Source organism: uncultured Microbulbifer sp., assembly GCF_947489355.1.
GTDB lineage: Bacteria > Pseudomonadota > Gammaproteobacteria > Pseudomonadales > Cellvibrionaceae > Microbulbifer.
Window position 1 is genome coordinate 18,892 of sequence record NZ_CANLDD010000021.1, and the last position, 12,752, is coordinate 31,643.

The following is a 12,752-nucleotide window of genomic DNA, read 5'->3' on the forward strand; positions in this document are numbered from 1 at the left end:
ATCATGATAAGCGTAAAACAACCCCGGGATTTATTGCAGCAGGTCGGACAATCTTTAGGAGCTACCGAATGGATGGTTATCAATCAGGAAAGAATCAATCAATTTGCGCAGGCAAGCGACGACCATCAATGGATTCATGTTGACCCTGAGCGTGCGGCCATAGGCCCATTTGGAATGTGCATAGCACACGGATATCTTACGCTGTCGCTGGTGAGTAAATTCTTACCCGAGCTGTTACTAGTTGAGACTTATAGCATGGGAATAAATTATGGCTGCAACAAAATTCGATTCCCTAACTCAGTCAAAGTCGAGCAGCGAATTCGTGGTGTGGGTGAAGTAATTGCAGCAGAAACAAAGCCGGATAGCGTGCAGGTAGTTGTGCGAATCATTGTTGAAATTGAAGGTGAAGAACGCCCAGCCTGTGTGGTTGATACCATCTCGCGCTTTTACAATTAGAAGATTATAAGCGAAATGTAAAAGAAGGGTTTAAAAAAATTATGAGTGATGCATTGATAGTTGCAACGGCTCGAACCCCTATTGGCAAAGCCTATCGCGGAGCTTATAACAATACGGAAGCGCCTGTACTAGGCGGTACAGTCATCCGTGAAGCGGTTAAACGGGCAGAATTAGAGCCTGCACATATTGATGATGTGATTATGGGAGCAGCAGCGCCACAAGGCACACAGGGTTATAATATTGGTCGACTGAGTGCGATGGCGGCTGGTTTACCTGAATCGGTCAGCGGAATGCAAATCGATCGGATGTGTTCCTCTGGCATGATCGCTATTGGTCTCGCTGCAAAAAGTGTTTTAGCTGGAGAGATGAACGTCGCAGTCGCTGGTGGTGTCGAATCAGTTTCTCTAATCCAAAATAAATATAAAAACAGCCATAGGGCAGTTTCAAAAGCGGTGCTTAAGCAATCGGCTCATATGTATATGCCGATGATAGAAACGGCAGAATTGGTTGCCGAGCGGTATGGCATTAGCCGTAGCGCACAGGACAACTATGCATTGCAAAGTCAGCACCGCACGGCAGTTGCTCAGGAGAAAGGGCTGTTTGATGATGAGTTGGTTACTTTTGCGACAAATAAAAGAATCGTCAACAGAGAAACGGGTGAGGAGTCTTTTGAGCAGCTTGAACTGACGCGCGATGAAGGCAATCGCCCACAAACGACGCTGGCGTCGCTGGACTCGCTTGAGCCAGTGTATAGCGGTGGATCAATCATCAAACGTGGTAAGTATATTACTGCGGGCAATGCCTCGCAGCTTTCAGATGGAGCTTCAGTCTGTGTTGTTGCCAGTGAACAATATGCATCCCGGTACAATTTACCGGTGTTGGGTATTTATCGTGGTATCGCGGTGTCAGGCTGCGCGCCAGAAGAAATGGGCGTCGGCCCTGTGTATGCTGTCCCAAGGTTGTTAAAACAACAGAGTTTGTCGGTGAATAACATTGATCTCTGGGAGATCAATGAAGCCTTTGCCTGTCAAGTCTTATATTGCCGCGACCATCTGCGTATCGACAATGAAAAACTGAATGTTAATGGCGGCGCAATTTCCATAGGGCACCCTTACGGCATGTCCGGTTCGAGGATGGTGGGACATGCGCTGATCGAAGGAAGACGCCGAGGCGCAAAATACGTAGTATGCACTATGTGTGTTGGCGGTGGTATGGGTGCGGCCGGTTTATTTGAAGTGGCCGGTTAAATACAATCAGACAGATACAGGATCAAGGCCGACTGAATGAAAACTATTTCTGTGAATTGTGTTGCCAATGTGAGCGTTGAGGAAGCCTGGAAGAAAATGCGTGACCTGGGCAAACCACATTTTTATGTGCCCGGTTTAACGGGGGCTGAGATTACCAGCATTCAAAAGGAAGGGGTTGGCACCAGCCGCCGTGTCTACAGTGATCGAGCGCCGCTGATAGAAACAGTAACAGCCTGGGATGAGGGTCGAGGTTTCACGCTGAAATTACACAGTGATAGCGGTGATGGCATACCGCCTCTATTTAAAAACGCCAGTTTTCAATATGCACTGGAGCCAGTCTCTGAATTTGAAACCAAGTTAATCAACTGCATGCAATTTGAAATGAAGTGGGGCATTTTTGGTGATCTTCTGTACAGAATTATTATGAAATCGATGCATCAGATGCAAAAGAAAATTGTCATTTCACAAAAAAAGTATTATGAAACGGGTAAAGCACAAAAAATATCCTAAGATAATAATACCTTACCAAATACAAGCCATACTGGTTCTTATTTATTGGGGTATGAAATGAGTAACTTAGAATACCGAATTCAGACTCTTGAAGATATTGAGGCAATCAAGCAGTTAAAAGCACGTTACTGGTTTGCCTGTGATCAACGCGATGTCAGTGCAATTAAGGATTGTTTTGCCAAGCATGATATTTTCATCGATTTTGGTTTTATTGGAAAATTTACTGATCTGAACGAGTTCATTGCGCTTTTTATCGAAATGACAGGTAAGCCAAGCCATATCGATTTGCACCACGGGCTTGCCCCAGAAATTAAATTAACCGATCAACACTCCGCTAATGGCCGTTGGCGCATGCAGTTTCAATTGATCGAAACAGAGGCACAGGTAACCCAATTTATGGGCGGTTATTATTTGGACAGCTACTGCAAACAAGCCAATGAATGGAAGATTCAAACCACCCAATATAATCTCACTTTCAATTTGATGATGCAAAAAGACAGCATCGGCGCAATGAAGTTGATTGAGATGGGGGCAATGTCAGGTTTAGCAATTGAGGTTTGATGATACTTATATTCGAAATATCCACTTTAAGATCACAGGTCTCAAAGCAGAAGATGCCGCTTTTTTTGAACTTCACCTCAATGAAGGTGAAGTTTAAACTGATGCAAGAATGTTTACTGCTATTTCAAGACTATGGTATATGAGTGAATAGCTGGAATCACTGCGAAAATGGATTGTCAAAATAAAATCTTACATCATGGGGAACCTTCCCGATAAGTTATGAGTATTATTTTTTTCGGCTAATTTTAAAAGCATCCCATAGGTAGTTCTCATAAAAATATTGTAATAGCTTTATGGTTGCATAGGCGTTAGCCATATGGGTGATGTCCATGCCAGTTCACGTATTTTTTTAAGGCTATCGTTTTTGCAACCTTTGGGACGCTCATGTATAGGCAAAGCCTCGCATTGCGCAGAACTCCATCTGTTCGATTCGGTTTCAGCAACACGCAAATAATAATAGGTGTTTAAGGACGGATCGTAGTCTGAATCAGTATAAACAGCGCACAGCACATCATCGCCTTCTGAATCAGCTCGTTCCATCGTGGCAATCTCCATAACTTTTACTCTTTTTTGTCCACTCTGATCCAGCCAGCCTTTAACAATTTGTAGTTTTTCCAAACCCTTGGCAGAGGGGTGTGGATCTCGCGTTGCTTGTGCCAGCATCTGAAACCCCTCTGTTTGGGGTGGCAATTTAGAGCCCATGGGCGTTCCATTTTGATAAGCCAACGCCAGCCAATTTTTTTCTTCACATAGGTTTGGAGGGTAGCGGCCGACAAAAAATCGTGGTGCTATCCGTGTGCCCGATGTGCCAAAAGCTTCACGACGTTTCATGGATTGAAATAAAGCATCGCGGGAATTTTCAACTGCCCAAAGACCAGCAAGACCTCCAGGATTCGAGCTGCGCTTATTATAGCGGGCCAATATAGACTCCCCTAAGCGGTCCGCCAATGTAGTTTCATCAGCTATATGCCCTGACCAATTCGCTTCATTTGTTTGGCCTGGGGTACTGAGGTGGGTATCACTACTGCCAATGAAGCCAAACTCAAAGGGATTAACATGGTGATGATCTTCCACGTGGAGACCCTCTAACAACGCGCCGCGTAAAAAATCGTGGGAAGAAAGACAGTTACCTTTATAGAAATTATCCTTGGGGTCCATATCATCGGATTCACACTCTTTGGTGATAACATCATACATACGGGGAATGTATGTAGAGAGGTCTATCGCTTTGTCGAGCTTACCGAGTTTTCGGATTGCCTCATAGTTGCAGTATTCATCCTCATCACTCAAAATATCTATAAACCCGTTTTGACATTCGGAAGTGCCTTTATGTTGGGTAATTTCTGCTAGTCGATCAAATGCATTTCGCTGTTTGCGGTGAGCCTGTTGTGCTTCCTGTGAAAACCCTTGCAGAGCTTTTTGATTGAAGGCGTTGCCCCCGGAAAGATTGGAATTGTGCGGTATTGAAATTACATCACAGGTTTCAATATCTTGCCGACAGGAGGTTTCGAGCTTGCCGAGCAAACTGTGTAAGTCTGGATATCCAATAAAAGTGGCAGGCAAATCCGGCACGGAGGCATTATTAAATATGGTATTTCGATGTAAGTGGTTGTTATTGCTCGTGCGAGTATATTCATAGCCAACGAAGCTGGTAAAGCTACAGTTTTCAGTTTTATCGTATGCCTTTTCAGCAGATTCAATCATTTCGCGCCAAACAATTCTGGTCGCTTCCTCGCAGTCCTGGTTGTTTTCTCCGCATACAGATCTATTTCTTTTAGGCCGCATACGGGCCATTTCTGTCAAAAATATACGCATGCCCGGCTGCCCCCCCTGCCGAAAGGTTTTACATGCCTTGGATGAATAGCCGGGGAACTTGCCTTCGTTGCGACAAATATAGCCTTCGCCCATTGTTTCAGAATGATCAGTCACCGCGACAAAATCAAGAGGCCGATCTAATTGCACAGAGAGTGGGGGGCTACCCTCTGGTACAGGCAGTGCGATGGGCGCACCCTTGGCATACCGGTAAGCATCATCAGGGTAGGTACGTGTCCCATCTGGATAGGCATCCGCTGAAATAGCGGTATGCACATGCAGATCGCCATAATAAGCTTTTTTTAGTGGATATTGAACAATACAGGGGCTACGCTCCTCTGAATATTTAAGTTCAGGCTGGTAGCCGAATGCATAATGTTCGGCTTGTGACTTAATTGAATCGGGAGAGATAATGACCTCGCTGCGGTCAATGCTATAGCGTGTTGTTCGAGAGAGCAAAAAATACGCTGCAATAATCAATATTAAAAAAAGAACTGTATATTTAAACCATTTTTTATTCATCTGTGTTTCTCGGTTTTGACATTGGCGTAATGCCTAATCATCACTTATCTCTTGCGCAGGTATCAGCCGAACGCGGCCCCAAGGGGTGCCGTAGTGAATGTTCCCGTCATTATCTATTAAGGTGGCAGAATATAAAGGGTTATAGCGTTGACCACCAATGACGTAATGGAATTTGGATACACCGGTATCCCAATCCAATCCTTCGAGTGTCCACTGATTATTACGCGCGCCAATCAGATAGGCCATATTTGAACCGATTCCAACGATGGGGACAGCACTGGGAGAACTAATTGATGGATTAACCCAATCTTCTCGCAATTGGCGCGAAACGGGGTCCCATTTAAATTTCTGCGCACCATAGGGCTGATGATCAGGATGGCTACCCAAATAACTTTGTAGCACGCTGACTGCCTGTTTGGGTAGATACCAGGGTTTATTGTTTGCATTATTGTTGACCACCAGTGCGCCATATCCGGCAACAACAACAGATTGTTCAGTCTGTATTTCGAATGCCTGTGTTTTACCCATATTGACCGGTAACTGCCCTGCAACTCGGCGACTGGAGGTGTTGCTCAACTGTTGCCAGTTGTCTGGAATAGCGTTGCGCCAAAACAGCACAAGGTTCATTTGGGGCTGGCCATCCGTAATCACCACAAATTGATCTTCCTCTCCGAAACCCATCAGCGAAGGGGTGGCGCCAGTGCCGTGTTTCCACTGATTAAGGTAGGGTTCAGTCCAGGCACCATCGGAAATATCGGTACTCAGCTTCTCACCAGTCCATACTACTTTATGAATATGCTCCTGGGAGGCGATATAAATACCACCCTCTTGATCGATCGCAAAGCCGTTGCGAACCCAGCCATAACCAGCGCGTTGTGTTGCTTTGTTCTCGGCACCCTCGCTATGTCGAATACGAACTCGTTGATACTCGCTAAAGTCGCGCTTTACTGCAACCAGATAACCATGTTCAGTAGCAACGATTAACCTCCCATCGTAAGTTAGATTAATACCCACAATAGGGCCTGTTACCTCATCAGGTAGCTGCCATTGACGGAGTTTGATTATCGGAGAGCGTGAGTTCATCGGATTCTGGTCGCCATAAACCTGAATAAGACCTGACTTATTGCCGACATAATAGTTGTGGTCTTTATCAAGTACGGTATATAAACCAGACAAATTTTTGAGTTTCCATATTTCCATGAAACCGCGTATAACGGCTAACAATCCACTATTACTTTTGTCGAAACCGACAATTGATTTTTCGGCTTGAGATTCGGTATAGGGTTCAACGTTGGGTAAATAAAATTCAGTGATTGTCTGGTAGCTTTGGTAATCTAATTTCACCAGACGATCTAAACCATTACCCCAAAAAACGCGCTGCCCATCGACGTACTCACCCGATGTGAGGATACCCATAAGTCCGGGGCCACTGAAGTTATATTGCAATTCAGACGTGCTCAAGATTCTGCTTGGGCCCATTGGGCCCGGTTGTAAAACGGCATCCTGCTGAGCGGAATCACCGTGTGCCATCGCATTGTTGGAATCTGCTAAATATGGATTGCGCGCTGGCATTTCAAATTTTAGCAGTGTATCGGCAGATAGTGCCGTTAACGAAGAACATACAATATTGAGGGTTAATAACGCTATTATTTTGATGGATAGGTGCATGATATTTTTCTTGTATTATCTAGTACCTCTTCTAACAAGCCGATGTATTCTCCAACCTTACTACCGGGTCGGAAGGAAAGAATACCCCTCTCCCAGGATACGCTGTGAATACATCCTTGTACGCTCGTAATCAGCATCCATGCCTCATACGATCCTTGGAGAGGGGTATTTTTCCCTCCTACTTTACTAGTATTTGTTTCTTGCAGCTGCAGCTCTGCCAGCCATTCGGCCAGTAAAAGTTGCATCGCCTACAGAAATTCCCGAGTTATAGCCTGCACCCCGGCGCGGTACACCGCAGGCGGTACGCCCGGCCGCATACAACCCAGCAATGACATTACCTTCAGGATTTAAGACTTCACCCGATGGTTTGGTGTCCAAACCACCCAAAGTAAAATAGGGGTAAAAAGCACCTCGTCCAGGTGTGACATCCAATCCAACATAGGGTGCATTCAGGGGCTTGAGCCATTCTGCGGACTTATGAAACACAGGGTCTTCGCCATTTTGAGCGTGTTTGTTATAGGTTTGCAGCGTTTGTACAAGCTGGCCTTTTGGCAGCTTCAACTCTTGCTCAAGCTCTATAATGGTTTCACCGGTACCCGCGACCGAGGCGCCCAGATAGGAAATCTGCTCGTAGTCACCATAATCCTCGCCACTGCATACCAGATATACGCGATTACCGGGTTGCTGCAAAATATAAGCGCCTACGCGGCCATGGTAACAATCTTCATTGATAAAACGTTGTCCCTGCGCGTTTATAAATAAACCAAAGGTTAAACTGGCGGGCGGATAATAGGGGACACTGACAAACCCCTCGTGCATATTGATAGCGGCACCACCCACACCCATGCCCATCAAAATGCCGGTGCCCATATCGCCCGGATTGCCAATGGGTTCGCTACAGCGCAGCAGGTTGGGCGCGTATTTTTTGAGCATGTCACGGTTCATTGCAAAACCGCCAGTACAAAGTATGACGCCACGTTCAACCAGTACATTTTTTTCTTGCAGATCTTCACGAATACGAATGCCACGAACCGACCCGGCTTCGTCCTGAATCAGAGTCAAGGTGCGGCAATTGAAGCGAACCTTTATCTCTCTACGTGTCACCGCCGCGCTCATAATTTCCATAAACAGTGGGCCGCCATTGTCACCCTCGACTTCAAGGTTATGACCACGCGGACATGGCGTAGCAATATCTTTGAAAGGCCAGGCTTTTTCACTGCCGGTATATAGTAAACAATCGTCGGTTAGCGCCATGATGGCACGTTCCTTATATTCTGAATTTTTAAATGGCACGCCCTGCTCAACCAGCCAGTTGAAATGCTCTCTGCTGCCTTCAACATAGGCTTTGATCTTATCCGCATCGGCCTGTGGTCCAGCGCAGGCACTGAGATAATCAATCATGGCCTGATTGGTATCGTTGTAACCCATGGCTGCCTGTACCCGAGTACCGCCATCTCCACCCATATAAATTTCTGCAGAAGACAGGGCGGTGGAGCCGCCAGGGGCTGCGGCTAACTCAATGATAGTCACTGATGCTCCCGCATCAGCAGCTTCAATTGCGGCGCAGGCGCCGGCGCCGCCGTAACCGATTACCGAAACATCCGTTTTGTAGTGCCACTCTTCTACTTCGCTGAACTTAATGGCTTTTGTTGGTATTGTTTTGTACTCGCTCACGGCAATCCCTCGGGCTTTATTCTGCGTAACCAGTTATTTTTTTTGCGGCCTGATAACCCATTGTCATTGCTGGCCCCAGCGTGGATCCCGGTCCGGGGTAAGTTGGTAATATCGCCGCTGAACAGTTTCCAATCGCGTACAAACCAGCAATTGCCGAGCCATCTTCCCTCAGTACCTGAGCGTCTGTGTTGGTACTCAAACCACCGGCGGTGCCAAAGTCGCCTGAATCAATACGCATAGCATAAAATGGACCTTCATCAATAGCTGCCAGGCATGGGTTTGGTTGTATTTTTTGGTCTGCATAATAGCGGTCGTAATCCGCTTCACCACGCTGGAAGTCTTCATCAATACCTGTGCTTGCGTAGTGATTAATTTTCTTAATGGTTGCTTCGAGCCCAGCGGGATCAATGTCCATTTGTACTGCCAGATCAGCAATAGTGTTGGCCTTACCCACAAATCCCATGTCAAACCATTTTTTGGGAATACGCCAATCCGGAAAGGTTGATTTTGTCATCAACGGCCCCACCATATAGTTCCTGCGAAAGCGTGCATCAAAAATCTGAAAGGCGGGTGCGCAAGGGGTGTCATCAGAATGTGCTTTAAATTGCGCTTTTTGGAAGGCCATATAATTTTGTGATTCATTCGCAAAGCGGTGCCCCGCTTTGTTGACCACGCACGAGCCGGGGAGAGATTTTTCTATAATGCTCAGTCGTGGTGACGGCTCATCTGGCACACAAAGTGTTGTGCACCACCATGCGTTACCCATCAAGCGGGCAGCAGCGCCCAAGTCAAGACCTGCAGTAATAGCATCGCCAGAATTACCTGTTGTGCCAGCACTCCATTCCGTGTTCGTTGGCTTAGGCAGATATTGATCACGCATCTTCTGGTTTTTCTCAAAGCCCCCGGCTGCCAGCACCACAGCTTTGCGCGTTTGAATTCTGGTCAATCTACCATCGCGCTTCACCTCAATACCGACGACACGCCCGCCCTGCTCAACCAGGCGTGACATTGGAGCTCTGAGCCAAATCGGAATGCCGGCCTGTTTGGTTGACAGGAACAAGCGGGCAATGCCTGCGCTGCCACAACAAAGCCTGCGTGATATTCTAGTCTTTAAGCGCCAGGGAATGTCTTTGATATAGTCCCAGATAATGCGACCCAAAACTTTTTGGTATCCAGGTAGTTTGGTCGCCAGCAGATGTGCCTCTACCTGAGTGAAATGAATAACGCCAAACAGGCGCATCATATGGTGTGTATAGGTCAGCTTGCGATAGTCATCACCCAGCTCAGAAGCATTAATGGGGAGCGGCTCCAGTGATCGGTGCCCGTGTTTTGCACCTGATAAAGTTGTGTAATAATCAGGATATTGCCCAAGGGATTCATAGCGGACATGGGTTTTGTCGTGCAGAAACTTAAGCATCTTGGGGCCATTTTCCAAGTAGGCCGTTACTAATTTGGGTGGCACGTCTTCGCCAGCCAGAGTTTGGTTGAGGTACTCCTGCGCCTCAGATAGAGAGTCCTTGGCACCCGCTTGTTTGGCGTAATGGCTGCAGGGAATCCAGATACCACCCCCCGAGGTGGCGCTGGTGCCACCAATTTTGGCACTCTTTTCTAAAATCAGGACATCGCCAGCGCCCATAAGCTTATTGCATAAGGCGGAAGTTAAACCGCCGTTACCTGTGCCTACAACCACAACGTCAACCGATTCGTCCCACTGATTGTTTTGCTCGTCTGTCATGTGCCTCTACCTCCCTAATTGTATATGGGTGCATTTGGCCCGGTGTTATTCAAGCAACAGTTTGACTTTTCGGCGAAGCAGTTTGCCCATTTCGTTATAGGGCAGATGCTTCATGCGAACAATTTTTTTCGGCACTCTGGATGAACGCAACTTTTCCGTTACCGCCACGGATATTTCGTCGTCTCTAATCGAGTGACCTTCCGCGAGAACAATGGCGGCAGCAATGGATTCGCCCCAATGTTCGTCGGCAATCCCGACGACTGCCACATCTGAAATGGCCGGACTCTCTCTGATAACAGCTTCGATTTCACCAGGCGAAATATTCTCACCGCCTCTGACAATAATGTCGTCTGCACGACCTGTTAGATAGAGATAACCCCCTTTGTCGATATAACCGTGATCGCAGGTGGGAAACCATCCATCGTATTGAACCAATTCTTTTTCACGATATTTACCGGATATCTGATCCCCGCGTAAAAACACTTCCCCAACTTGGCCTGCTGCCAGTGATTGATTTTCATCATTTCGAATTTGTAATTCGATGCCGGGCACTGGTTTGCCCACGGATTGCAATCGATTACGCATTTCCGGTCTATCGCTTTTGAATGCTTCCCAATGTTGTTCTGGACTCAGCAGACATACTGTGGAGCTGGTTTCGGTGAGTCCGTAGGCATTGGCAAAGTTCACATTGGGAAAGCGCTGCAAGGCTTCTTCGATGGTGCGCAAGGGCATTTTTCCACCGCCATAAGCGATAGCTTGCAGACTGTTTAGGGATTGTCGTTTTTGTTTATGCTTGACCATGATTTCCGACAACATGGTGGGAACCACGAAGGCCTGGGTTACCTTTTCCCGGTCGCACAAGGAGATCCACTCCATGGCGTCAAAATTTTCCATGTGGACGATGCGCCTGCCGGAGTAGAAGCTGCTGAGCATCGCTGAGATACCCGCGATATGATAGGGCGGCACGCTAACCAGTGTTGCGTCTGTTTCAGCGGCTGCTGCAAACTGAACGGTATTCAGGATATAAGACATCAGATGTTTATGCTGAAGCAAAGCGGCTTTCGGCGTTCCTGTGGTTCCGCTGGTAAATAATTGCACGGCGATGGACTCTTCTGAATCTGTTGCCGGATGCAGTGCTTCATCCGTTTCACCTGCCGCCAGCATGTTTTGGTAAAACGCATCTGTTAGTTGATACGTGTAGTCAGGTAAGCTGAATTCCGGTACCTGATTACTGATAACATAGGCTTTGTCTAATCGAGCCTGCAAAGATTCAAGCTCGGATTTACTCAAACGATAGTTAAGGGGCACGTAGGGGATGCCGGCGATGGCGGCAGCAAAAATTGCAATTGGAACGGCCGGGGTGTTGACATCCAGATAGGCAATAAAGCTACACCCCGAATATTGAAATACCTGAGCTGCCTGCTGCGCAGCATCGTAAATCTGTTTGTAACTGTAATGCTCACTGTTATAGGTCAACGCAATGCGGCTTGGAAATGTTTGTGCCGACATCTGCAATAACATGGATATATTCATAGAAAGACCTTCAGTCACTGGAAAGGGCACGAGCCAAGGTGCGACTCAGGTCAAGGCCAACCCAGGACAACCTGTGGCGATGCTGTGTTATGCCTCCGGTGCAAGCTCGAGTTGCAGGCCGCTATGCTCCTCGCATAGCGTGATCTGGCAGGCAAGACGGGAGCCTGGCTGCACTTCTACCATATCGGCCAGCGCCTCCAGCATGTAAGATTCATCCTCAGTTTGTTCTCCGAGTATCGGAGCCCATATCGAATTCAAATAAATGTGGCAGGTACCGCAGGATGCTGATCCGCCGCAGGTTCCGGCCACATCAAAATCTTCGCTCAATACCTGCATTAGGTTTCTACCCGATTCGACCTCTATTGACTGTGATTCACCCTCTCGAGTTTTAACCTTTATTTCCATTGGCTGCGTGTCCAAGTTGCTTTATCAGTCGACTTCGTCAGTAATCAAGTTGTTGCTTCTTATTTGAGATTGTATTTCCGAAATGTATTCGTTATTATCAAACCATGCAATCATTAAAGAGTCAAACCCCCAATTAGATTAATTATCCAAGAAGTATTAGCCGCCATAAAATCGTTGTTGCCGCCTGAGTGACGATAAGTGCGCTATAAAATGGGTGGCTGACAAGCTGGGCGTTGGTATAACGCTACTTTATAAGTAAGTGACCAATAAAGGTGAATGACAGTAGCTGGCGATGGACCCGCTATTGGCCAATATTGATTTACCCAAATACGATGGGGATCTCTGCAAAGGTTATCCAGGGGGTTTTTACCAGTCTTTATGCCAAGCATTGACCAGACTATCTAAGGAAATCAGCCAGTTGATGGTGAGTAGCCTTGATGTTGAAACCAGTCAAAAGCTCAAGACGTATCGAATGCCTTCCAAGCCCTGCTTCCTAAAAATAAAGCTCTGCGGATGATATGGCTGTATAGATTACAGTATAAGCAGGGGGCAACCCATTGGCAGTTGTGCTATTTGTAGTCAACTTATCTGCCAAAAAGCACTGGCCAATAAGCTCGGGAGTCGCAGAA

The 12,752-nt window shown here is 46.9% G+C and carries 10 protein-coding genes; 4 read left to right on the plus strand and 6 right to left on the minus strand.

The features are described from left to right. The first annotated feature begins 3 nt into the window (after nt 1–3). From Q1A48_RS10575 to Q1A48_RS10590, 4 genes are read left to right on the plus strand one after another with little or no spacing between them, the layout of a single operon-like run. Nucleotides 4–456, plus strand: coding sequence for a MaoC family dehydratase (locus tag Q1A48_RS10575; protein WP_299944515.1), 453 nt, complete (start codon nt 4–6; stop codon nt 454–456). Nucleotides 457–497: 41 nt separating this feature from the next. After that, on the plus strand, nt 498–1,703 hold the full coding sequence (locus tag Q1A48_RS10580; RefSeq protein WP_299944517.1) for an acetyl-CoA C-acyltransferase: 1,206 nt from the start codon (nt 498–500) through the stop codon (nt 1,701–1,703). Between the two features lie 36 nt (nt 1,704–1,739). Continuing rightward, the gene (locus Q1A48_RS10585; RefSeq protein WP_299944519.1) at nt 1,740–2,213 is read left to right on the plus strand and encodes an SRPBCC family protein; all 474 of its coding nucleotides are present in this window, start codon (nt 1,740–1,742) and stop codon (nt 2,211–2,213) included. 57 nt (nt 2,214–2,270) lie between these two features. Further along, entirely contained in the window at nt 2,271–2,774 is a 504-nt protein-coding gene (locus tag Q1A48_RS10590; RefSeq protein ID WP_299944521.1) for a nuclear transport factor 2 family protein, read from the plus strand. 291 nt (nt 2,775–3,065) lie between these two features. On the opposite strand, the gene Q1A48_RS10595 is transcribed toward Q1A48_RS10590, so the two are convergent. From Q1A48_RS10595 to Q1A48_RS10620, 6 genes are all read right to left on the minus strand, one after another. Then, a complete protein-coding gene (locus Q1A48_RS10595; protein ID WP_299944523.1) occupies nt 3,066–5,108 on the minus strand; it encodes a DUF3604 domain-containing protein in 2,043 nt (680 codons plus the stop codon). 33 nt (nt 5,109–5,141) lie between these two features. After that, on the minus strand, nt 5,142–6,776 hold the full coding sequence (locus Q1A48_RS10600) for a hypothetical protein (protein WP_299944524.1): 1,635 nt from the start codon (nt 6,774–6,776) through the stop codon (nt 5,142–5,144). Nucleotides 6,777–6,962: 186 nt separating this feature from the next. Beyond that, nucleotides 6,963–8,450: an FAD-dependent oxidoreductase gene (locus Q1A48_RS10605; protein ID WP_299944526.1), complete on the minus strand. Its 1,488-nt coding sequence runs from the start codon at nt 8,448–8,450 to the stop codon at nt 6,963–6,965. A 16-nt stretch (nt 8,451–8,466) separates the two neighbouring features. Beyond that, nucleotides 8,467–10,185, minus strand: a complete 1,719-nt coding sequence (locus Q1A48_RS10610; RefSeq protein WP_299944528.1) for an FAD-binding protein — start codon at nt 10,183–10,185, stop codon at nt 8,467–8,469. Between the two features lie 45 nt (nt 10,186–10,230). Beyond that, nucleotides 10,231–11,718, minus strand: coding sequence for a fatty acid--CoA ligase family protein (locus Q1A48_RS10615; protein ID WP_299944530.1), 1,488 nt, complete (start codon nt 11,716–11,718; stop codon nt 10,231–10,233). 87 nt (nt 11,719–11,805) lie between these two features. Next, on the minus strand, nt 11,806–12,123 hold the full coding sequence (locus Q1A48_RS10620; protein WP_299944531.1) for a 2Fe-2S iron-sulfur cluster-binding protein: 318 nt from the start codon (nt 12,121–12,123) through the stop codon (nt 11,806–11,808). Nucleotides 12,124–12,752 lie beyond the last annotated feature (629 nt).

Coding starts and splice junctions, on each gene's coding strand:
- Q1A48_RS10575 (WP_299944515.1), top strand. CDS start 4: ATGATAAGCGTAAAACAACCCCGGGATTTATTGCAGCAGGTCGGACAA.
- Q1A48_RS10580 (WP_299944517.1), top strand. CDS start 498: ATGAGTGATGCATTGATAGTTGCAACGGCTCGAACCCCTATTGGCAAA.
- Q1A48_RS10585 (WP_299944519.1), top strand. CDS start 1,740: ATGAAAACTATTTCTGTGAATTGTGTTGCCAATGTGAGCGTTGAGGAA.
- Q1A48_RS10590 (WP_299944521.1), top strand. CDS start 2,271: ATGAGTAACTTAGAATACCGAATTCAGACTCTTGAAGATATTGAGGCA.
- Q1A48_RS10595 (WP_299944523.1), bottom strand. CDS start 5,108: ATGAATAAAAAATGGTTTAAATATACAGTTCTTTTTTTAATATTGATT.
- Q1A48_RS10600 (WP_299944524.1), bottom strand. CDS start 6,776: ATGCACCTATCCATCAAAATAATAGCGTTATTAACCCTCAATATTGTA.
- Q1A48_RS10610 (WP_299944528.1), bottom strand. CDS start 10,185: ATGACAGACGAGCAAAACAATCAGTGGGACGAATCGGTTGACGTTGTG.
- Q1A48_RS10615 (WP_299944530.1), bottom strand. CDS start 11,718: ATGAATATATCCATGTTATTGCAGATGTCGGCACAAACATTTCCAAGC.
- Q1A48_RS10620 (WP_299944531.1), bottom strand. CDS start 12,123: ATGGAAATAAAGGTTAAAACTCGAGAGGGTGAATCACAGTCAATAGAG.